A 21687-nucleotide genomic window follows, 5' to 3' on the forward strand; every position below is an offset into this window, starting at 1 on the left:
CCGCGCCCCGGGGGGGGCCCCGGGGGGGGGGGGGGGGGGGGCCGCCCCCCCCCCCCCACGCTGGCGTGACCGGCGGCCACGCTCCACCCAGTGGGCGGCCTGGGCGTTCCTCGCCCCGGTGACCACCTATCTGATCGCCTTCTACCTCTATCCGCTCTACCGCAACATCGACCTCAGCCTCCGCGACTACACGGTCCGCTCGTTCGTGCAGGGCGGGGCGGAGTTCAGTGGCCTGGACAACCTGCGCGAAGTGCTCGACGACCCGACCTTCGGGCCCGCACTGACCCACACCGTGGTGTTCACCCTGGTGTCGCTGGCCTTCCAGTTCGCCATCGGCCTGGCCCTGGCGGTGTTCTTCAGCCAGAACTTCAAACTCTCGGCCACACTGCGCGCGCTGTTCCTGGTGCCGTGGCTGCTGCCCCTGATCGTGTCCGCCTCGACCTGGTCGTGGATGCTCAACAGCGACTCGGGCATCGTGAACGCGGCCCTGGGCTACGCGGGCCTGGGACCGGTCAACTGGCTCACCTCCCCCGACTGGTCGCTGGTCTCGGTGACCATCGCGAACATCTGGATCGGTATCCCCTTCAACCTGGTCGTGCTCTACAGCGGCCTGCAGGCGATCTCGCGCGACGTCCACGAGGCCGCCGAACTGGACGGAGCAGGTGGCTGGCAGAAGTTCTGGCGGGTGACCTTCCCTCTGCTGCGGCCGGTGTCGGCGATCACGCTGCTGCTGGGCCTGGTCTACACGCTGAAGGTGTTCGACATCATCTGGATCATGACCAAGGGAGGGCCGGCGGACTCCTCGACGACCTTCGCCACCTGGTCCTACCGGCTCGGGTTCGGCAACCTGCTGCCCGCCTTCGGGCCGGGCGCGGCGGTGGGCAACCTGCTCATCCTGATGGCCCTCGTCTTCGGCCTGATCTACATCCGCGTACAGCGAAGGCAGTCGCAATCATGACCGGCAAGAGGGTGTGGTGGAAGAGCGTCCTGGGAGTGGTCCTGACCGGGCTGATGCTCTTCCCGGTCTACTGGATGGTCAATGTCTCCTTCACCCAAGACCGGGACATGCGCAAGAGCCCGCCGCCCTGGTTCCCGTTCGACGGCACGCTGGACGGCTACCGGGCGGTCCTCGACCAGCAGATGCCCTACCTGGCGACCAGCCTGATCGTGGGCCTGGCCACGGTGGTGCTGACCGTGGCCGTCGCCGCGCCCGCGGGCTACTCGCTGGCGAAGCTGCGTCCCAGGGGCGGCGGCGCGCTGAGCTTCGCGCTGCTGATCGCGCAGATGATCCCCGGAATCATCATGGCGATGGGCTTCTACGCGATCTATCTGAACCTGGGTGTCCTCAACTCGCTGCCCGGCCTCGTCGTCGCCGACACCACGATCGCCGTCCCGTTCGCCGTGCTGGTCTTCACCGCGTTCATGTCCGGAATACCCCGGGAGATGCTCCAGGCGGCCACGGCCGACGGGGCGGGGCCGGTGCGTGTCTTCTGGTCGATCGTCCTGCCGGTCAGCCGCAACGCCGTCGTCACGGTCTCCCTGTTCGCCTTCCTCTGGGCGTGGTCGGACTTCGTGTTCGCCGGCACGCTCGACGGCGGTGGCACCCTGCGCCCGATCACCCTGGGCATCTACCACTACATCGGCAACAACAACCAGCAGTGGAACGCCATCATGGCGACCGCGGTCGTGGCCTCCCTGCCCGCCACGGTGCTGTTGATCATCGCGCAACGCTATGTCGCCGCGGGTGTCACCGCCGGAGCGGTGAAGGACTGACCGCTCCTCGCCCTTTCCCGCAGGGACCACCAGACCCGGCCGACCGACACGGGCCGCAGGCGTCGCCGCCACGCGGAACCCACATCGAGAAAGAGAGCTGAGTTCATGACCGTCGCCGCACCGGGCCCGGAGTTCTCCGTCCAGGAGATCCCCTTCAGTTTCCGAGGGTCCTGGTTCAACTTCTCACCCGTTATAGCGGAGAAGACCTACGCGGATGACGTGCATCTCGTGTCGCACCAGACGGGACTGCACCCGATTCTGCGGCTGATACCCACCGTCGGGGGAGTGCGCGCCGAGACGACCGTCGCGGCCACGCCGTACCGGCTCACCTGGACCCATGACAGCGGGCAGATGGAACTCGCCTACGAGCGGCCGGACACGGCGCGGCTGCGAGGGCGGGGGCTCGGTCTGCGTCTCATCGCGGCGAATGCCGACCTGACCCCGTTCAGCGGGCCGTACCTCTATCGGGATCCGGTCGACGGGGCCCATGTCTTCACGGTCTACGAGACCGGGCGGCGCTACCGGGTCACCGTGTTGCGCGGTGACATGACCGACTGCCCGGGGGTGCAGGCGCTGGGGTCGGGGGAGCGCGGCGTCGTGCTGTCCGGTGACGGCGAGCCGTGGGAGATCGCGATCGAGGAGTACGGGACCTCCCGTCCGCCGTACCTGCCGGCGGGCACCTTCGAGCAGGCGGTCAAGTCGGCGAGGGCCGATTTCGAGTCCTTCGCCGAGGCGCTCGCACCGTGGCGCGGCGCCGAGACGCCCGCCGCGGATCTGGCGGCCTACGTGCTGTGGTCGGCCACGGTGCGGCCGACCGGGTTCATCACCCGTCCCGCGGTGTTGATGTCCAAGCACTGGATGGACAAGGTCTGGAGCTGGGACCACTGCTTCAACGCGATCGCGCTGGCCGAAGGGGTGCCCGACCTGGCGTGGGACCAGTTCCGGCTCGTCTTCGACCATCAGGACGAGGGCGGTGCGCTGCCCGACTCCATCACCCACTCCGAGGTGCTCTACAACTTCGTCAAGCCGCCCATCCACGGCTGGGCGCTGCGCCACCTGCGAGAGCGCATGCCCCGGCTGCCCGCGGCCGAGCTGGCCGAGACGTACCGGAAGCTGGAGAGCTGGACCGGGTTCTGGCTGACCGCGCGCCGTGTTCCCGGACAGGAGTTGCCGCACTACCAGCACGGCAACGACAGCGGCTGGGACAACGCGACCACCTTCGACCCGGAGCGGGTCGTCGAGACCGCCGACCTGGCGGCCTTCCTCGTGCTCCAGATGCGGGAACTCGCCCACCTCGCGGGAGAACTCGGGCTCGCCGAGAAGTCCGCCGCGTGGTCCCGGACCGCCGATCGGATCCGTGAGGCGCTCCTCGAAGAGCTCTGGGCCGGCGACCGGTTCGTCTCGCGCGGCGCGCACTCCAGGCGGACCTGGTCCAGCGGCAGCCTGCTGGACCTGATGCCGATCGTGCTGGGAGCGGAGCTGCCGGAGCCGGTGCGCACCACGCTGGCCAGGAGGATCGAGACGCACCTCACCGCTTACGGGCCCGCCACCGAGCTGCCGACCTCGGAGCACTATCGAGACGACGGCTACTGGCGGGGACCGATCTGGGCGCCCTCGACCGTCCTGATCGAGGACGGTCTGCGCCGCGCCGGTTTCGCCGAACTGGCCGACAAGATCAGCACGCGGTTCCGCGCGCTGTGCGAGAAGTCCGGCTTCGCGGAGAACTTCGACGCCCGAAGCGGTGCCGGGCTGCGCGACCGTGCCTACACCTGGACGGCGAGCGGCTACCTGATCCTGGCCGCCGCACACGAACGACGCCGGTCCGGCGCTCTGCTCCCGGACGTGCCCCCGGCCGCCGGGTAGCCCTGGGGCGGTTCGTGTTCCCGCAGTCCCGCTCCGGCTGCCCACGGACGGTCGCTGGGGTCACAGGGCACGCAGGAAGCCTTCGAGGATCTCGTTGAAGACGTCGGGGCGCTCCATGTTGGGGTAGTGGGCGGTCCCTTCGACCGGGATCACCCGGCCGTTGGCGACGGTGTGGGCGAGGCGTTCGGCCATGCCGATGTGGTCGGGTGAGTCGACGGTGCCGTTCACCGCCAGCAGGGGGACGTCGATCGTGGCGGCGCGTTCCCAGGTGTCGCGTACCTGGACGAGCAGGTTGGGTTCGTCGGCGGTGTGCTTGGACATGGTGTCCCCGGTCATCCGGCGCAGACGGGCGACGACATCGGAGTCGAGATTGTCGAGGGTGCGGTACGGGCCGGCGGCGAAGAGCGTGAACGCCTCGATCGAGGTGTCCAGGTCGCCGGCCGCCATCGCCGAGTGCCACGCGGTCATGGTCTGGAGGGTCCAGGGGTCGGTGAAGTACGGCTCGCTGGTTCCGGCGCCGCTGACGACCACGGCGCTGACCAGTTCCGGGTGCTCAAGCGCTGTGTCGACCGCGATGCCCGCCCCCATGGAGACCCCCACCAGGATCGCGGGGCCGGTGCCCAGACGGCGCAGCAGGCCGGCCAGGTCGTCGGTGGGCCGGAACGGTTCGGTGGCGTTGGCGGACCGGCCGTGACCGCGGGCATCGGGTGCTATGACGCGGTAGCGAGAGGCGAGGAACGGAATCTGCTCCTCCCACATGCCGTGGTCCAGGAAGCCGCCGTGCAGCAGGACGAGGGGCCGGCCGGTGCCGGTGTCGAGCCAGAACAGATCACTCATGACACCTAGGTTGTCATTATTGGTCACTCATGACAACCTAGGTGTCATGATGGTGGGGTGAAGGAAAAAGACCGCACCCCCGCGTCCGATGAACGGGCCGACCGGCTCGCCGAGGTGTTCGACCTGGTGGGGCCGTTGTACCGGCGCGCCCATCGAAAGGTGGAGCAGGACGCACCCATCGAGGGGTTGTCCGTCGGAGTACGGGCGGTGCTCACCATGCTCCGCGAGCACGGGCCGATGACCGTCCCCCAGATGGGCCGGGCTCAGGCGCTGAGCCGCCAGTTCGTACAGCGCATGATCAACGACGCCGCCGCCCGGAACCTGGTTGAGTCCGTCCCCAACCCGGCGCACAAGAGGTCCTCTCTCATCCGGCTGACCGAGGAGGGGCGGGTCGCCGTCACCGCCCTGATCGACCGCGAGCGCGCGCTTCTCCGCCAGGCGGGCGGAGATCTGAGCGATGCCGAGGTCGCCGCCTGCATCCGGGTGCTCTCACACCTCCTCCGCTTCCTCGACCACGTCGAGGTGGACTAAGCCTGTACGAGATGCGGTCGCGTCGAAGCCGTCCGATCGAAGGTGCCGGTCACTTCGGCGGCCGGTTCGAAGCACTCGATTTTCCGTCCGCACGGCGCCCGTCGCGTCTAAGGGCGTACCGGAGCGGGGCCGGTGCTGGCCCGCAGCGAGATCGACGGCTGCAGCAGAACCTGGCGCGGGGGAGCGTCCGGTGACGAGATCCGTTCCACGAGAAGCTCCACGGCCTGGGTGGCCATGGTCGCGACAGGCACGTCGGCTGAGGTCAGCGGCGGGTGGAAGTCCTCCGCCCATTGCCGGGCCACCACGCCGGTGATCGAGAAGTCGTCGGGCACCGCGAGTCGCCTGCCTCGCAGAGCCCGATCCACACCTGGCAGGGCGGCTTCGTTGAGCGTGACGACGGCGCTGACGGCCGGATTCAGGCGAAGAAGGTCCTCGACGCGTTCCTCGCCGGTCGTCGCCTCGTCCGGGCAGCACACCGCGGTGGCGCTCAGGCCGCGTTCGGTCGCCGCCGCGGTGAAACCGTCAAGAGCCCGGCGGGCGGGACCGTAACCGGCGGCCAGCAACTCCTGCGGCCGGTTGAGGAGCGCGACGGCGCGGTGTCCGAGGTCGGCCAGGTGGTGGACACAGCGGGAGGTCAACGCCTCGTAGTCCACGTCCACCCAGCAGTCGGCCTGGGAGTCCGCGGTATGGCCGATCGTCACGAACGGCAGGCCGGACCGGCGCAGCCGGTGCGCTCGCGGATCCTCCAGCCGGACCTCCATCAAGACGACGCCGTCGACCCGGCGGCTGCTCACCATCCGTTCGAACGACCTGTCGTGCTCGTCACCACTGGGTGAGAGCAGCACGTCGAGTCCGTGACGGCCCGCGGCCTCCACCACGCTCGCGACGAAGCCCAACTGCATGAAGGTGAGGTTCCGGCCGGCGGGCGGGACCACCAGCCCGAGCGTACGAGTGCGCCCCTCCGCCAGTGCCCGGGCGCTGGCGTTGGGACGGTAGCGCGCCTCCGCGATCACTTGCTCGATCCGCCGACGGGTCGCCTCGGACACCGCCCGCTTGCCGCTCAGCGCGTACGAGACCGTGCTACGTGACACGCCGGCGCGCCTGGCGATCTCCCCGATGTTCACTGTGGCCTCCCCGTGGCACCGGATCGAGCCCGCGCCTTGTGACACCTGGTTCGAATCGATTCGATGCGAGGCTATGGGCCTGGAAGGGGGGTGTCAAAGCAGCTCAGCGTGCTGCGGCGAGGATGTGCCGCCTCTGGGAGGGAGGGGGAGTGGGGTAGTGCGTCGTCGGCGACCTGGGCTCTCTGTCAAACGCGTCTCGCCATTGGCCGGTCGGTCATCCGGCCTGGGGCACCACCTCGTGGAGGGGGTAGATACCCCGAATCGATTCGTTGAGCCGGCCGACAGATAACGTGCCCCGCGGGACTACCGGGCGTCAACTCCTGTCACGGGGTTGACGGCTTCCGGAGCAGTTATAAATCTACATTGTAAAGGGGGTCGGTTGGTTGAAAACCATTCCAAAGATCAAAAACCGACCACCTGCCAGAGGAGAGCGCAACGCGCCCGGTTCCGCCCGCTGCTCACTTGTCGATACCTCTTACGGTTGAGGGACGGCTGCCGGGTTCACCGCGCGTATCGCGTCGCCCTGCTTCCAGGAGGTGACGCCACTCGCCGTCCGCCACCGGGTCCTCGAAGGTCGCGGTCGTTTTCGGGTGGCCGAGTGGGTTCGGGTCGTCAGTGGCGGTTGGCCGCGCAGGGTGGCAGGCAGGGTGGCAGGCAGGGTGGCAGGTCGTCGGGTGGGGGGTGGTTGGGGGCGTCATGCGCACTTGTCGAGAATGTCCGTCCGGTTCAGCAGGCCGAGTAGGCGGCGTATGTCGATCGGTGCGTTGATCAGGTGGGCCGTGCCGTCGCGGCACAGGTCGGTCAGCATGCGCAGGCCTGCGACGTCGGTGAACTTCAGGCGTCCGATTCGGTGGCCGGAAACTGTCGGTGCCGGGAGAGATGATGGGATCATGACCGACGCGCCCCCCAGCACTCTTCTCGCTGATCAGACCGCCTACGCCGAAGCCGTTCAGCTCGCCTTGGACGCCGCCGCGGCCTACTACGGTGACGGCACCTCCACGTTGGACGACGACGCCTACGACCGGTTGGTCCGGGGCATCGAGGCTTATGAGGACGAGCATCCCGAGGAGGTGTTGCCGACTTCGCCGACGGGCAAGGTGGCCGGGGGTGCGGTGGTCGGTGATGTGCCGCACGCGGTGCCGATGCTCAGCTTGGACAACGTCTTCGGTGCCGGGCAGCTGGCCGACTGGGCCGCCTCGCTGGAGCGCAGGCTTGGGCGCCCGGTCGCGGCGTGGAGCGTTGAGCCCAAGCTCGATGGCCTGGCCATCTCGGCCCGTTATCGTCACGGCCGCCTGGTGCGGTTGGTGACCCGTGGTGATGGCACCGCCGGTGAGGACGTCTCTCACGCGATCGGCACCGTTGTGGGGCTGCCTTCCAGGTTGGCCGAGCCGGTGACCGTTGAGTTGCGCGGTGAGGTGCTGATGACGACGTCGCAGTTCGAGGAGGCATGTGGCAAGCGGCAGGCGCATGACGGCACCACCTTCGCCAATCCGCGTAGCGCCGCCGCCGGGACGCTGCGTGCCCAGGACCGGCCGTATGTGTGCGAGTTGACCTTCTTCGGCTATGGGGCGCTGCCGTATCCCGATGATGTCTCCGAGACGGCTGAGTGGTTGCGCGGGTTGGCGCACAGCGAGGTCATGGCGTGGGTCGCGGGGCAGGGGGTGCAGACCACCGCGGCCACCTCGGTCGCGGGGATCGTCGCTGAGACGTTGGAGGGGGTGCGGGAGCGGGTCGAGGAGATCGCCGCGGTGCGGCCGGAGTTGCCGTTCGGTATCGACGGGATCGTGATCAAGTGTGATCTCGCCGGTGATCAGGTGCAGGCCGGTTTCAGTTCGCGTGCTCCGCGGTGGGCCGTCGCCTACAAGCTGCCCGCGACCGAGAAGATCACCAAGTTGGTCGGTGTGGAGTGGAATACCGGCCGTACCGGCGTCATCGCCCCGCGTGCGGTGTTGGAGCCGGTCGAGCTCGATGGCAGTGTCGTCACCTATGCCACGCTTCACAATGCCTCCGACATTGCGCGTCGGGGTTTGATGCTGGGTGACAGTGTGACCGTCTACAAGGCGGGTGATGTGATTCCTCGTGTGGAGGCGCCGGTGGTGCATCTGCGCACCGGTGATGAGCGGCCGATCGAGATTCCGAAGGTCTGTCCTACCTGTGGTGATGCGATCGACGCCTCTCAGGAGCGGTGGCGGTGCGTGCGTGGTCGCGCCTGCCGGACGATCGCCTCCATCGGCTATGCCGTGGGCCGTGACCAGCTCGACATCGAGGGGCTGGCGGAGAGCCGCATTCTGCAGTTGCTGGACGCGGGGCTGATCGCCGACTTCGCCGATCTGTTCTTTTTGACCCGCGAGCAGGTGCTGGGTCTGGAGCGGATGGGGGAGACGAGCACCGACAATCTGCTGGCCGCGATCGAGCGGGCCAAGGCACAGCCGCTCAGCAGGGTGTTCTGCGCGCTGGGTGTGCGTGGCACCGGCCGGTCCATGAGTCGTCGCATCGCCCGGCATTTCGGCAGTATGGACGCCATTCGTGCGGCCGACGCCGGGGCGATCGAGGCGGTCGAGGGCATCGGCCCGAAGAAGTCGCCGGCGGTGGTGGCCGAGCTCGCCGAGCTCGCGCCGTTGATCGACAAGCTGGTGGCGGCCGGGGTCACCATGACCGAGCCCGGCTGGACGCCTCCTGCCGCCCCCGTCGTCACCGGGGGCGACGGGGGCGAGGCCCCCGCGACGTCGGGTGACGCGTCCGGGTTGCCGCTGGCCGGGATGTCGGTCGTGGTGACCGGTTCCATGAGCGGGGCTTTGGAGTCCTTGACCCGTAACCAGATGAATGAGCTGATCGAGCGTGCCGGGGGTAGGTCCTCTTCTGGTGTCTCGGCGAAGACGTCCTTGTTGGTGGCCGGGGAGAAGGCGGGTTCCAAGCGGGCCAAGGCCGAGAGTTTGGGGGTGCGGATCGTCGGCCCCGAGGAGTTCGCCGGTCTCGTCGGCCCGTTCCTTTGATCGGGATCGGAACGGGGTGGTGACGTCGTCATGCGATCGCGGGCGATCTCCTGGTTCACCGTCCTCTCCTGATCTGTGCGGCTGCGGTCACGAGTTGTTCGGTGTCGTGTTTTTCGGTGTAGGACTTGGTGTGCCGGGCGAAGGGCCGGCTATCGGGTGTCGCGCATTTTGAGGATGTAGGCCGCGGTGAGCGCGACGGCGCGGTCTTCGTCGTGTGAGAGGTCGGCGAGGGCGCGGGAGGCGATGGTTGCCGGGATGTCCGCGAGTGCCTGCGCGAGGCGTCGGCGTGCCGGTGGTTCGGTGGTGCCGGGGGCGAGGCGGTCGACGAGGCCGGTGGCGATCTGGTCGGCCAGGGCGGGGGTGCTCGCCAGGGTGCTCAGCGCGTCGGCCGCGTCGACGTCGTTCGTTCCCTCGACGACCATGTCGATGAGGGTCGGGATCGCCTCGGTCGCGCCGCGTGTCCCCAGTGCCAGGGCCGCGTGCCGGCGGACGACGAGGTCGGGGTGGGCGAGGGCGTTGCGCAGCAGTGCGGTCGCCTGGGCGTCCGGGATTTCGGCGATGGATTGGACGGCGCGTTCGCGTACTTCGGCCACGGGTGAGCCGAGGCCTTTGGCCAGCAACGCGGTTCCGCTGTCGGCCGATCGCGCCAGGGCCCATCGAAGGGCTCCGGCGACGTTCGGGTCCTTTTCGCTGAGTGCCGCCTCGACCAGTGCTTCCACCGGCATCGAGACGTCTTCGGTCCAGGACAGGGCCGCGTGCTGGCGCTTGCCGGCGTTCTTTGATCCCAGTGCCTGCAGGAGTTCGACGGTGTGGAGGACCTCCTTCCAGTCGGTGGGTTGCGCGGCGCCGATGCGGCGAAGTCGCGTGAGTAGTTCGGTCTGCCGCGCGATGCGTTCCTGGGTTTGGTCGATGAGGTGTTCGACGAGTTGTGCGGGGGTGAAGGCGGGGTCTTCGAGGGCGCGCCCGACGTCGTGCAGTGACAGTCCGAGCGACCGCAGGCTCTCGATGTGGAAGATCCGTTGGATGTCTTCCGCGGAGTATTCGCGGTAGCCGGCGTCGGTGCGGCCTGTTGGCCGCACCAGGCCGAGTGCGTCGTAGTGCCTGAGCATGCGGGCGCTGACTCCGGAGCGTCGTGCCACCTCACCGATCAACACCGTCTCATCATCCCTGCCTTTCGGTTTCGCCGAGGGCCACGACGCGCTTGGCCTGTTCGATCGCGAACTCGAATCCGGTCTCGGGGTCGCGTAGGAGTTGCTCGGTGGCGATCGCGTGCGCGCGCACGCGGGGGTCTGCTCGTGTCTGGGCGGCGTGCAGGATCGGCGAGATCACCTCGCCGAGCGCGATGAGCGCCCGGCTGAGGCTGAGTTGGGTCTCACGTTCGCCGCGACCGAGTTGTGTCGACAGTGCCGCGGCGAGTTCGGGTTTCTCGCCTTCGGGGACGAGCGCGACGGCCGCCCGCCAGGCGCTGCGGGCGACCTCGTCGTCGGCGTCGGACAGGAGCGCTTGGGTGATCGCGGGCCACGCTCGCCGATCCCCGATCTTGGACAGGGTGTGCAGCGCCTGGCTTCGTGCCTGGGCGCGTGGTGAGCGGACCTCGTCGAGGAGTATGGGGAGGGTCATTGACGCGGGGTGGCGGGTGAGTGCCCAGGTGAGCGTGTCGCGTACCGGGAATTCGTCTTCGATCGCGCATCGTTCGATGAGTTTGTCGATGAAGCGCGGGTCGGGGTTCGTGCCGAGCGCCAGCGCCGCTCGTAGCCGCACCGACGGGTCGTCGTCCTGCAGTGCTTGGAGGGCTGGGATCGGGTTGGTGTTCGGGTTGGTGTCCTGTTTCGGCATGGTCATGGGGCCACCTCCTGGCCCTCAGTGAAGACCTTGTCACTGTGTCAAGGTCAAGCTGGATCATGCCGTGAGGTCGTCAGGGGTCTTCGTCCGCCGGAGTCCGGCATTGGTGGGCTCAGGGGGACGCAGGGCTCGGGTGCAGAGGGTGAGGCCCTCCATCAGTGTGGTGCGGGTGTGGTCGTCGACGTCGGCGAGCATGTCTTTTTCGATGCGGTCGAGTGCGCGGTCGCAGTGTCGTAGGGCGGCCTGTCCTTCGCGGGTGAGGTGGGTGCGAAGCACCCGGCCGCCGTCGGGGTGTGCGTCGCGGTGGATCAGGCCGCGTTGTTCCAGGTCGCGTACGACCAGGTTCATGGCCTGTGGGGTGACGAAGGCGATGCGGGCGAGTTCGGCCGAGGACAGTCCGGTGCGCATGCGCAGTTCGCTGAGTGCCATGTATTCGGTCGTGGTGACGCCGTAGTGCACGAGTGCCTCGTCGAGTCGGGCGCGGATGCGACGCTCCAGCCGGTAGACCAGGTAGCTCAGGTGAGGTGCCGGTTTGGGCGGTTGGTCGGCTGTGGGGTCGCGGCGTGAGGTCACCGGATGACGATAACGGGCGATATAAGTTTCGCGCCTCAAATATCAAGCTACTTGATAACAAATCGCTTGATAACCAGCGCAAGCAGCTTTTTTCGTCGCTTGGGGACCATGATCCGGTACGAGCCAGACGCCCACCAGCAGCGACACCCCGCAGGCGAACTGGAACCGCCGCCGCTACGCCGACACCTCCGGAATGGTGCAGGTCGAGGCCTACACCATCCAGGGGGCCGGTCACAGCCTGCCGTCGAGCGGGATGGCCGCCGCCGCGATCCAGTTCTTCGGCCTCACCGGCGGGCCGACCCCGACCCCCTCCCTGTCTCCCACTCCCACCCCGACCCCGACCCCGTCGCCGACCCCGACCCCCGGCCCGGGTGGCGGGTGCAGGGTCACCTACCTTCCCAACACCTGGAACAACGGCTTCACCGCCGATGTCACCGTGACCAACACCGGGTCGGCCCCCGTCAACGGCTGGACCGTGACCTGGACGTGGCCGGGTAACCAGCAGGTCACCAGTGCCTGGAACGCCACGGTGACCCAGTCGGGCTCCCAGGTCAGCGCGCGCAACGTCTCCTACAACGCCACCATCGCCCCGCAGGCCCGCAGCAGTTTCGGGTTCCAGGGCACCTACAGCGGCACGAACTCGGCTCCGGCGGCGTTCGCGCTGAACGGGACCGCCTGCGTCATAGGGTGAGTTCGTCCAGCAGGCCGCCGGCCACCTTCAGCGCGGGCCGTTCGTACTGTTCGGCCCGCGCGCGGAAGACCTGCTCGGCCCGGATCGCCGGCCAGTCGCCGGGCAGGTGCTCGGCCGGCAGGTGAGGGTCCTGGCGGACGAGTTGCAGCCAGTCGGTGTGCAGCACCAGTTGCCGTACGAGGTCGTCCGGCGCGTCGGGCAGCGGCCGGGTGAGGTCCCACCTGGTGAGGAAGGCCCGATAGCGCCGGGCGATCTGCTCGATGTCGAAGGCCTTGGCCACCAGGTCGGCGGCCTCGGTGGGTTTGAACGCCCTCGCGGTCAGCACCGTGACGTGATCGTCGACCTCCAGCGACTCCAGCACCCCGCAGACCTCCCTCGCGCCGGGAGCGATCCACAGTCCGCTCTGCAGCGGGCCGAATCCGGCCCAGATGAGCCGGGAGCGCAGGTCGTGGCGGGTGCTGCGGCGGCTGTCGGGCAGGGAGAACCCGACGACCGTCCAGGTGCCGTCCCAGTCGCGGTTCACCGCGCCGGTCTCCCAGATCCGCCGGCGGCCGTCGCGCAGCACCGCCTCGGCGTGCGGGGTGAGCCCGACATAGACCCTGCGCCCCACCCGGTGGCGGGTCAGCAGGTCGCGTTTGACCATGCGGGCGAGCGTGGAGCGGACGGCCTCCTCCGAGACGCCGAGGCGGGCGAACACCTCGATGATGCTGCCCGTGGAGATGGCGGTGCCGCGGTCCAGGGCGTGGATGCCGAGGAAGCTGAAAATCAGGGACTGCGGGCGCGCGGACGGCGCCGCCGGTTCGTCTTCGCCGCCGATGCTCACACCGGAAGCGTAGACGGGCCAGATGTCAGGCACATAATTGACGGAAGTCAAATATGTGCACAAGGAGAGTTTATGAACGTCGACGAACTGGTCGCCATCGACGTGCACACGCACGCGGAGGTCTCCGCGGACGGGCACGCCTCGCTCGGCGACGAGCTGGCCGCGGCCTCGGCGAAGTACTTCAAGGGGCGCTCTCGGCCCACCGTCGCCGAGATGGCCGCCTACTACCGTGAGCGCAGGATGGCGGCGGTGGTGTTCACCGTCGACGCCGAGCACGCCACCGGGCATCGGCGCATCTCGAACGAGGAGGTCGCGGCGAGTTGCGCCGCGCACGCCGACGTGCTGATCCCCTTCGCCAGCGTCGATCCGTGGAAGGGCAGGGCCGGGGTCCGCGAGGCGCGCCGGCTGGTGGCCGAGCACGGGGTGCGCGGCTTCAAGTTCCATCCGAGTGTCCAGGGCATCGCGCCCGACGACCGGGTGGCCTACCCGCTTTACGAGGCGATCGAGGAGATGGGGGTGCCGGCGCTGTTTCACACCGGGCAGACCGGTATCGGTGCAGGTCTGCCCGGCGGGGGCGGGATCCGGCTGAAGTACTCCAACCCCATGCTGGTCGACGACGTCGCCGTGGACTTCCCCGAGTTGCGGATCATCCTGGCCCATCCGTCCTTTCCCTGGCAGGACGAGGCTCTGGCGGTGGCCACGCACAAGCCGCAGGTCTACATCGACCTGTCGGGGTGGTCGCCGAAGTACTTTCCGCCGCAGCTCGTCCGGTACGCCAACACGCTGCTGAAGGACAAGGTGCTCTTCGGATCCGACTACCCGATGATCACGCCGGATCGGTGGCTCGCCGACTTCGACGCCCTCGACATCAAGCCCGAGGTCCGCCCGAAGATCCTCAAGGACAACGCCGTGCGCCTGCTCGGGCTCGGCACCGTTTAATGCTGGGCAAAGGATTGACGTCCGTCATAAAAATGCCTAACCTCCGGGCAAGCAAGCGCAGTAGCTCGCTCTCGGACTGAGGAGCTCAGTCATGACGAACCCGTCGGTCTTTCCCCCCAACCAGGTTCAGCTACGCCGCGCGGTGGCCTCCAGCTTCCTGGGCAGCGTGATCGAGTACTACGACTTCCTGCTGTACGCCACGGCCTCGGCGGTGGTCTTCAGCAAGATCTTCTTCTCCTCGCTCGACCCGCTCACGGCCACGGTCGCCAGTTTCGGCACCTTCGCCACGGGGTACCTCGCCAGGCCGCTCGGCGGAGTGATCTTCGGCCACTTCGGCGACCGGCTCGGCCGCAAGCGCATGCTGGTCTTGACCATGACCCTGATGGGTGTCGCCAGCTTCCTCATCGGCGTGCTGCCCACCTACGAGCAGATCGGCGCCCTGGCCCCCGTCACCCTGGTCCTCCTTCGCGTCCTGCAGGGCGTGGCCATCGGCGGCGAATGGGGAGGCGCCGTACTGATGTCGGCGGAACACGCCAGCAGCCGCCGAGGCCTGTGGGCGAGCTTCACCAACGCCGGCGCCCCGTTCGGCATGGTGCTGTCCACCGGCGTGCTCAGCGGCACCGCGGCCGTCGTGGGCGAGCAGGCCTTCCTGAGCTGGGGCTGGCGGGTGCCGTTCCTGCTCAGCATCCTCCTGCTGGGAGTCGGCCTGTTCGTCCGGCTGCGGGTGGAGGAGACGCCGGTGTTCGAGGCGGCCGGCGCCGGCGGCCGCGCCACCCGGATGCCGCTGCTGGAGGTGTTGCGCAACCACCCCAGGACCCTGCTTCTGGGGGTGGGGGTCGGCCTGTCGGCGTTCGTGGCCCAGGGCACCCTGACCACCTATCTCATCGCCTACGGCGTCCGGACCGGTTTCACCCGCCAGGCCGTGCTGAACGGCCTCACGCTCTCCTCCGCGCTCGCCGTGGTGAGCATCATCGCCTGGTCGGCGCTCTCGGACCGGGTCGGACGCCGCCCGATCGTGCTGGCGGGCGCGCTGCTCATGGCCGGGTTCGGCTTCGCGCTGTTCCCGATGGTGAACGCCGGCAGCGTCGCGCTGCTCGTCATCGCGCTGGTGCTGGGCCAGGCGCTCATCCACCCGATGATGTACGGCCCGCTGGGGGCGCTGTACGCCGAGTTGTTCCCCACCAGGAACCGCTACACCGGCGCCTCGCTCGGCTACCAGCTCGCCGGACTCGGCGCCGGCCTGGGCCCGCTGCTGTTCGCCCAGCTGGACGCCTCCTCCGGGGGCGGCAGCACGACGACGATCTCGGTGATCATCGCCGCCTGCTGCCTGCTGACCGTGGTCTGCGTGCTGGCCCTGCGGGAGACCAGCGGCGACGACCTCACCTCCGGCGCCCCGGCGATCCGTGCCGCCACCGATGCGTAACGCCGGGCTCGGCGGCTGGCCCGCCCGCCGAGCCCAGATGAGCCCTCAGCGCACCGCGTTCGTCTTCGCGGGCCGATCGGTCAGCTACGCCGACGTCCACCAGCGGGCGACCCGCCTGGCCTCACGGATGCGCCAAGCGGGGATCGGGGCGGGGGAGCGGGTCGCCTACCTCGGCCCCAACCACGTCGCCTTCGCCGAGACCATGTTCGCCACCCACATGCTGGGGGCCGTCTTCGTCCCGCTGAACTTCCGGCTGACCGCGCCCGAGATCGGCTACATGCTTGGCCACTCGGGCGCCGCACTGCTGGTGTACGACCCCGGCTGCGCGCAGACCGTACACGCCCTGTCCGGGCCGTACACGCTCGTGGCCCTGGAATCGCCCGCGCCGGGGGAGCACGACTTCGAGACCTGGGTGGCGCGGGGCGATCCCGGCCCCATCGACGTGCCGGTGGCACTCGACGACCTCGCCCTCATCCTCTACACCTCCGGCACGACCGGCGCTCCCAAGGGGGCGATGCTCAGCCACGCCAACCTGGTGTGGAACTGCTTCAACATGATGGTCGGCGTGGATGTGACGAGTTCGGAGGTGACGCTGATCAGTGCGCCGCTCTTCCACGTCGCGGCGCTGAACCAGACGCTGCTGCCGACCTTCCTCAAGGGCGGCACCTCGGTGATCATGCCGTCCTGGGACGCGGAGGTGTGCTACGACCTCATCGAGGAGCACCGGGTGACGTGGATGTTCGGCGTCACCACGATGTTCGCCGACTTCGCCAGGTCGCCGCGCTGGGCCGAGGCCGACCTGTCGTCGCTGCGTACCCTCATGGCCGGCGGCGCGGCCATCCCCGTGGCGCTGATCCGCACCTACCAGGAAAGGGGCCTGGTCTTCTGCCAGGGCTACGGACTGACCGAGACCGCCCCCGGCGCGACCTTCCTGGAGGCGGGCGAGAGCGTGCGCAAGGTGGGCTCGGCCGGGGTGCCGGTCTTCTTCTCCAGGGTGCGGGTGGCGCGCCCCGACCTCACGACGGCACCGGCCGGGGAGCCGGGCGAGGTGCTCATCCAGGGGCCGAACGTCACCCCCGGCTACTGGCGGGACCCGCAGGCCAGTGCCGCCGCGCTGACCGAGGACGGCTGGTTCCGCTCCGGCGACATCGCGATCATGGATGAGGAGGGTCATCTGAGCGTCGTCGACCGCATCAAGGACATGTACATCTCCGGCGGGGAGAACGTCTACCCGGCGGAGGTCGAGGAGGCGCTCTTCGCGCATCCGGCCGTGGCGGAGGCCGCCGTGGTGGGGATGGCCGACCACCGGTGGGGCGAGGTGGGCCGCGCTTTCGTCGTGCTCCGTCCCGGCGCCGGCGTCGCCCCCGGCGAACTGGCGGACTTCCTGCGTTCCCGGCTCGCCAAGTACAAGATCCCCGTCCGTTTCGAGATCGTCGGCGCGCTGCCGAAGACGGGCTCGGGCAAGATCCGCAAATCCGAGCTCCGCGGCCGCCCCCTGCCCGAATGAGCCGATGACGCGCTGTTGCTGTTCGACGTGCTGACGGCGATGAAGCCGCCGTCGCGGGCGGGCCGCAACGACAAGAGGCGCTGTGGTCGGCGCTGCGCCGCCGCGACGTGTATGCGATCGGCGTCGAGCCGAAGCGATGACGTTGCCCCGCGAGCCTGCACGGCTGCGCTCTAACCTCCGGCCTCGAGGTAGCGCGTCCAGCCCGCATCCAGGAGTCGGAATCCTGCGTCGATGGTCCGTTCCGGATCGGCCTCGCGGGTGGCGCTGAGCTGGATGTGCAGGGCGAACCGGACGTAGAAGCGGATCTCGTCGCTCGGCTCGGAGAGCCCGAACTCCTCGGTGATCGTGGCGACGAGGGCGTCTTCGTGGCGGAACCACATTTTCTCCGCGTAGTCCACGAGGGCCGGTGTCTGCTCCATGAGGGCGAGGATCTGGCGCTGGGGTTCGGATGTGAGTGCGGCGATTTCGAGGAGGTAGTGGGCTTTCAGCGCGTCGGAGATCGTGGTGCCGGGCGCCCGGGCGCTGACCGCGGCCAAGAGGTGTTCATGTCGGTCGTCCTCGTCGCTGAAGACGAGTGCCTCCTTGTGGGGGAAGTGCGTGAAGACCGTCTTGGGCGACACGTCCGCCTTGTCCGCGATCTCGCGAACAGTGACCGCATCGAAGCCACGTTGGAGGAAGAGCGTCGTCGCCGCGTCCAGGATCGCCGCCCGCGTCGCGGCCTTCTTGCGCTCTCGTCGCCCCACGGCCGTTCCATTCACCATGGCTCGATCTTACTGGTATCGACCTCTAAGTATATTGACAATAAAAGTAATCTCGATGTACTTAGTGTGTGAGTGAAGTAAGGTCGGCGGCGGAAGACGATTCGGGCGGCAGGACCGAACCCGTGAGAACCTCCACCGGCCTTGGTGTCAGCGCCGCAGCAACGCCTGAAAGGACTACAGCCATGACCGGGTACACCCACTCGCGTTCCGGCATCGAGCAAGAAAAGCCCGGGAACGACTCGCGACCCGACACGCCCGGCCCCGATGTGCTTCGGCTTTCGCGGCGACGAGCCGCGGGAGCGTTGCTCGTCGCCGGCCCTGTGATCTTCCTGCTCGCGGAGTTCGTCGCTGCCGCAGCGTGGACGGATCCGCCCTACAGCTACACGTACCACTTCATCAGCGATCTCGGAGTCCACGGACCTTCGACCCTGTTCGGGCAGTACATGTACTCACCTCTTGCCTGGGTGATGAACACCGGTTTCATCCTGTTCGGGATCACGATCCTCGCCGGTATCGCGCTGCTGCGTGGCCTGTCGGGCTGGCGCCGCTGGACGACGCTCGTGCCCGCGACACTGCTGGCCGTCGGCGGTGTTCTGCTCGGCTTGTTCCCGGGCTCCGGCGAGGCTTTGGAAGACGGCACCGGCGCCTACCACAGCATGGGAGCCTTCGCGGGCTTTATCGGCGCGAACATGCTCGCGGTCGTGCTCGGGAGGATGCGCCGGCGTGTCGGGTTCTCGCCCGGGATCGGGAGGGCGCTGGTCACGACCGGAGTGGTCGGCCTGCTCTCGACGGCGGCCTACCTCCTGATGATCATCTCTTCCGCTGGCGACTCCGCGAGCGGCGTCATCGGCCTCGTCGAACGCGGTGCCACCCATCCGTTCCTGATCGGGCTTCTCTGCGCGGGAGCATCGGTCTGGAGTCGCCGAACCCTCGACATGCCGGACGCGCACCCCGCCGCCGAGGTCAAGGCCGGGTGACGCAGAACCCCGCGATCACCACCAGCCGCCAGGCCCTCCGCTCGGGTCCGTGCGAGGCCGGCGGCGTCGTCGACGCCGGCCTCGCACGGTGTGCACGATTCTCACCGGCAGATCGACCCCGGAAAATCCCTCGCTCACAGCTCCCACAGCCCTTTGCCCAGCGTGGTGAGCCCGCCGCCCAGCGCGAGCAGCAGCACCATCAGCCGGGCCGGCCTTTCCGGAACCCGCCGCGCCAGTGCCGCGCCGATCGCCGAGCCCGCCGCGATGGAGGCCGCGACCAGCAGCCAGACCGGCGCGGGCAGCTGCGGCACGCCTTTGGCCGTCACGGAGAAGGCGTTCACCACCACCCCGTAGAACTGGGCGTTCGGCACGAACTCCCGTACCGTCCAGCCCGCGTTCACCGCGTACAGGGAGACCGCGGGGCCGCCCACCCCGGCGGAGGAGTTCATGAACCCGCTGGCGGCCCCGGCGGCCACCGCGCCTTTGACGCCGCGCAGGGCCGGCACCCGAGCACCCCACATCACCAGCGCCACGGCCACGCTCACCAGCACCCCCATCCCGGCCAGCAGCACCGGCTCGGGCAGGCGGGCGGCCACCCAGGCCCCGGCCGGTACCGTGCAGGCGGCCGCGGCGACCAGCGGGACCATCGCGGCCAGGCGCACCTGGCGCCAGGTGCCGGCGAGGCCGACCGCGCTGATGGCGCCGGCCGCGCAGTTGGCGAGCACCACGCCCTCGGCCGGGCCCAGCAGCAGCACCAGGGCGGGCACCGACACGAGCGCGAACCCGATCCCCGCCAGCCGCTGCACCGAGGCTCCCGCTACCATGATCACGCCCAGTACGAGGACGACCCCCCACTCACTCGCCACGGACGGCTCCTCGCGGATGCTTTTCACCGGTGATTCGCCACAGCCTTCCCCCGCGCGGCCGCAGCGATCAACAGCTTTTCCCCGCCTCGGCCGGCCCCGGCGCGATCCGGGCGCCGCTCACCCCCGCTGGTGGTGTGCGAGCAGCTGGGTGAGCAGGCGGGTCAGGGCCTGCCGGTCCTCGGCCGCGAGCGGTCCGAGCAGCTCCTCCTGCGCCTCGTCGAGCGCCCGGTCCAGGCGCCGCAGCTGCCGATCACCCGCCGCGGTGAGGGTCACCAGGTTGCGCCTTCGGTCCTCGGGGTCCGGCGTCCGCTCGACCAGGCCCTGCCCGGCCAGCTCGTTGATCGCCGCCACGACGTCACTGCGGTCCATGTTGCACCGGCGGCCGAGCTCGGCCTGACTGGCCACCCCGAACTCCTCCAGCGCGGCCAGGATCCGGTAGTGGTATCCACGCGCCCCCACCTGCCCGAAGCCGTCGGAGGCCAGGCGGTGGGCGTGCACCGCCAGCTGGGTGAGCAGCCAACTCGGCTTCGCGGTCAGACGTGCGGGTGTTTTTTCCACATCAGCCACCATACATCGTTGGTATGACCAATAAATCTGTATATAGTGGGCGTCGCCAACGTTGGTGGAGCCAACGGAAACGGCGCGGGCCGTGACCGCCTGAACACGCGAGCACCGATCACGTTCGGGCGCGCCATGGACACCCGCGCGAGCGTGGTTCCGAAACCGGCACCCGCTGTCCCCGTCGCCGTCCGCACCGACCTCATCGACACCCGCTCGTCCGAACATCCGGGCGCCGGACGAACCCCCTGGAGCCAAGACCATGATCAAGCCGTTTCGCATCGAGATCCCCCAGGCGGACCTCGACGACCTCACCGACCGGCTCTCGCGCACCCGCTGGCCCAACGAGATCACCGGCGCCGGATGGGACTACGGCTTCCCGCTGGCGCGGCTGAAGGAGCTCGCCGAACACTGGCGCACCGGCTACGACTGGCGGGCGCACGAGGCCAGGCTGAACGAGCTCGCGCACTTCACCACCGAGATCGACGGGCAGAACATCCACTTCGTCCACGTCCGCTCTCCAAGACCGGACGCACTCGCGCTCGTCCTCACCCACGGCTGGCCAGGGTCGTTCCTGGAGTTCCTCGACGTGATCGAGCCCCTGTCGCGCGACTTCCACCTGGTGATCCCCTCCATCCCGGGCTTCGGTTTTTCCGGGCCGACCCACGAGCGCGGCTGGGACATCGTCCGGGTCGCCCGGGCCTGGGCCGAGCTGATGCGCCGCCTGGGGTACGAGCGCTACGGCGCGCACGGCGGCGACTTCGGCTCGGGCATCTCGTTGGCGCTCGGCGCGGTGGCCCCCGAGCAGGTCGCCGGGGTGCACGTCAACTACCTGCCGACCCGGCCGGACCCCGACGCCGGCCTCGAGCTGTCGCAAGCCGACGAGGCCCGGCTGGAGAAGGTCAGGCGGCTGATGGCGAACCGCCCGCCGTACCAGGCTCTGCAGGCCACCACCCCGCAGACCCTCGGATACGCGCTCACCGACTCGCCGGTCGGCCAGCTGGCCTGGATCGCCGAGCGCTTCGCGCAGTGGACGGACCCGCGCTCGCAGATCGACGACGAGCGGATGCTCACCGACATCTCGCTGTACTGGCTGACCGCCACCGCGGCCTCCTCGGCGCGGCTGGCACGTGAGGCTCCGCGGCGGGTCGAGCCGTGCCCGGTACCGGTCGGCGTGGCGGTGTTCGCGCACGACATCACGCAGTCGGTGCGGCCGCTGGCCGAGCGGCTGTACGACATCAGGCACTGGTCGGAGTTCGAGCGCGGCGGCCACTTCGCCGCGATGGAGGTGCCGGAGCTGCTCGCCGGGGACGTCCGGGACTTCTTCCTCCCTCATGTCGAGCAGGAGGGGCCGACGAGCCGAGTCCGGCGTCACACCCCTTGAATGTTCCGGGTCGCGATCGCGTCATTTCGCGAGCGGAAAGGTGGCCGGATCGCTCCGGGCGCGGTGATCGGAGGGGGCGGGCCTCCCGCGGCCAGGCGGGAGGCCCCGAACGGGGGAACGACGAGCTCGGACGCGGGCCACGAGCTCGCCTGTCCGCACTCGGCGCACGCGTGCGCCTCCGCGATCCGTCCGATCGCGGTCACCGATGACGGACCGGTACCG

The 21687-nt window shown here is 69.1% G+C and carries 20 protein-coding genes; 11 read left to right on the forward strand and 9 right to left on the reverse strand.

Annotated features, from left to right (window positions below; all coding sequences use genetic code 11):
• Nucleotides 1-118: 118 nt before the first annotated feature.
• The 3 genes from ABT352_RS36470 to ABT352_RS36480 all read left to right on the forward strand — a co-directional run bounded on the left by ABT352_RS36470 (nt 119) and on the right by ABT352_RS36480 (nt 3636).
• Nucleotides 119-958: a carbohydrate ABC transporter permease gene (locus ABT352_RS36470; RefSeq protein WP_350949595.1), complete on the forward strand. Its 840-nt coding sequence runs from the start codon at nt 119-121 to the stop codon at nt 956-958.
• Nucleotides 955-1773, forward strand: a complete 819-nt coding sequence (locus ABT352_RS36475; protein ID WP_350949596.1) for a carbohydrate ABC transporter permease — start codon at nt 955-957, stop codon at nt 1771-1773. Before ABT352_RS36470 ends, ABT352_RS36475 begins: the two co-directional genes overlap by 4 nt.
• A gap of 105 nt (nt 1774-1878) precedes the next feature.
• Nucleotides 1879-3636, forward strand: coding sequence for an amylo-alpha-1,6-glucosidase (locus ABT352_RS36480; protein WP_350949597.1), 1758 nt, complete (start codon nt 1879-1881; stop codon nt 3634-3636).
• Between the two features lie 60 nt (nt 3637-3696).
• Here ABT352_RS36480 and ABT352_RS36485 read toward each other — a convergent pair whose 3' ends face one another.
• A complete protein-coding gene (locus ABT352_RS36485; RefSeq protein ID WP_350949598.1) occupies nt 3697-4473 on the reverse strand; it encodes an alpha/beta fold hydrolase in 777 nt (258 codons plus the stop codon).
• 57 nt (nt 4474-4530) lie between these two features.
• Between ABT352_RS36485 and ABT352_RS36490 the strand changes: the two genes are divergently transcribed.
• Nucleotides 4531-5004: a MarR family winged helix-turn-helix transcriptional regulator gene (locus tag ABT352_RS36490; RefSeq protein WP_350949599.1), complete on the forward strand. Its 474-nt coding sequence runs from the start codon at nt 4531-4533 to the stop codon at nt 5002-5004.
• A gap of 107 nt (nt 5005-5111) precedes the next feature.
• On the opposite strand, the gene ABT352_RS36495 is transcribed toward ABT352_RS36490, so the two are convergent.
• Complete coding sequence (locus ABT352_RS36495) at nt 5112-6128, reverse strand: LacI family DNA-binding transcriptional regulator (RefSeq protein WP_350949600.1); 1017 nt, start codon at nt 6126-6128, stop codon at nt 5112-5114.
• Between the two features lie 890 nt (nt 6129-7018).
• On the opposite strand from ABT352_RS36495, the gene ligA reads away from it, so the two are divergent.
• The gene (ligA, locus tag ABT352_RS36500; RefSeq protein WP_350949601.1) at nt 7019-9121 is read left to right on the forward strand and encodes an NAD-dependent DNA ligase LigA; all 2103 of its coding nucleotides are present in this window, start codon (nt 7019-7021) and stop codon (nt 9119-9121) included.
• 149 nt (nt 9122-9270) lie between these two features.
• On the opposite strand, the gene ABT352_RS36505 is transcribed toward ligA, so the two are convergent.
• Genes ABT352_RS36505 through ABT352_RS36515 form a run of 3 tightly spaced genes read right to left on the reverse strand, consistent with a single transcriptional unit; the run spans nt 9271 to nt 11536 of the window.
• Nucleotides 9271-10275, reverse strand: coding sequence for a HEAT repeat domain-containing protein (locus tag ABT352_RS36505; protein WP_350949602.1), 1005 nt, complete (start codon nt 10273-10275; stop codon nt 9271-9273).
• A gap of 7 nt (nt 10276-10282) precedes the next feature.
• Nucleotides 10283-10963: a HEAT repeat domain-containing protein gene (locus tag ABT352_RS36510; protein ID WP_350949603.1), complete on the reverse strand. Its 681-nt coding sequence runs from the start codon at nt 10961-10963 to the stop codon at nt 10283-10285.
• A gap of 57 nt (nt 10964-11020) precedes the next feature.
• Nucleotides 11021-11536, reverse strand: coding sequence for a MarR family winged helix-turn-helix transcriptional regulator (locus ABT352_RS36515; protein ID WP_350949604.1), 516 nt, complete (start codon nt 11534-11536; stop codon nt 11021-11023).
• A 193-nt stretch (nt 11537-11729) separates the two neighbouring features.
• Between ABT352_RS36515 and ABT352_RS36520 the strand changes: the two genes are divergently transcribed.
• The gene (locus tag ABT352_RS36520; RefSeq protein ID WP_350949605.1) at nt 11730-12227 is read left to right on the forward strand and encodes a cellulose-binding domain-containing protein; all 498 of its coding nucleotides are present in this window, start codon (nt 11730-11732) and stop codon (nt 12225-12227) included.
• On the opposite strand, the gene ABT352_RS36525 is transcribed toward ABT352_RS36520, so the two are convergent.
• Nucleotides 12217-13050, reverse strand: a complete 834-nt coding sequence (locus ABT352_RS36525; protein WP_350949606.1) for a PaaX family transcriptional regulator — start codon at nt 13048-13050, stop codon at nt 12217-12219. The two genes, ABT352_RS36520 and ABT352_RS36525, sit on opposite strands and share 11 nt — an antisense overlap.
• A gap of 72 nt (nt 13051-13122) precedes the next feature.
• Here ABT352_RS36525 and ABT352_RS36530 point away from each other — a divergent pair, with 72 nt between their 5' ends.
• From ABT352_RS36530 to ABT352_RS36540, 3 genes are all read left to right on the forward strand, one after another.
• Nucleotides 13123-13989: an amidohydrolase family protein gene (locus ABT352_RS36530; RefSeq protein ID WP_350949607.1), complete on the forward strand. Its 867-nt coding sequence runs from the start codon at nt 13123-13125 to the stop codon at nt 13987-13989.
• Nucleotides 13990-14080: 91 nt separating this feature from the next.
• Nucleotides 14081-15412 (forward strand): MFS transporter, encoded by a 1332-nt coding sequence (locus ABT352_RS36535; protein WP_350949608.1) that lies wholly within the window; start codon nt 14081-14083, stop codon nt 15410-15412.
• Between the two features lie 37 nt (nt 15413-15449).
• Nucleotides 15450-16919, forward strand: a complete 1470-nt coding sequence (locus ABT352_RS36540; protein WP_350949609.1) for an acyl-CoA synthetase — start codon at nt 15450-15452, stop codon at nt 16917-16919.
• 170 nt (nt 16920-17089) lie between these two features.
• Here the strand turns inward: ABT352_RS36540 and ABT352_RS36545 are convergent, their stop codons facing one another.
• Complete coding sequence (locus ABT352_RS36545) at nt 17090-17680, reverse strand: TetR/AcrR family transcriptional regulator (protein WP_350949610.1); 591 nt, start codon at nt 17678-17680, stop codon at nt 17090-17092.
• A gap of 182 nt (nt 17681-17862) precedes the next feature.
• Here ABT352_RS36545 and ABT352_RS36550 point away from each other — a divergent pair, with 182 nt between their 5' ends.
• Nucleotides 17863-18657 (forward strand): DUF998 domain-containing protein, encoded by a 795-nt coding sequence (locus tag ABT352_RS36550; protein ID WP_350949611.1) that lies wholly within the window; start codon nt 17863-17865, stop codon nt 18655-18657.
• 134 nt (nt 18658-18791) lie between these two features.
• On the opposite strand, the gene ABT352_RS36555 is transcribed toward ABT352_RS36550, so the two are convergent.
• A complete protein-coding gene (locus tag ABT352_RS36555) occupies nt 18792-19523 on the reverse strand; it encodes a TSUP family transporter (protein WP_350949612.1) in 732 nt (243 codons plus the stop codon).
• Nucleotides 19524-19640: 117 nt separating this feature from the next.
• A complete protein-coding gene (locus ABT352_RS36560) occupies nt 19641-20081 on the reverse strand; it encodes a MarR family winged helix-turn-helix transcriptional regulator (protein WP_350949613.1) in 441 nt (146 codons plus the stop codon).
• A 262-nt stretch (nt 20082-20343) separates the two neighbouring features.
• On the opposite strand from ABT352_RS36560, the gene ABT352_RS36565 reads away from it, so the two are divergent.
• Entirely contained in the window at nt 20344-21465 is a 1122-nt protein-coding gene (locus tag ABT352_RS36565) for an epoxide hydrolase family protein (protein ID WP_350949614.1), read from the forward strand.
• Nucleotides 21466-21687: the final 222 nt, after the last annotated feature.

The sequence above is a fragment of the Streptosporangium sp. NPDC000563 genome, assembly GCF_040299985.1.
In the GTDB taxonomy this organism is placed as follows: Bacteria; Actinomycetota; Actinomycetes; order Streptosporangiales; family Streptosporangiaceae; genus Streptosporangium.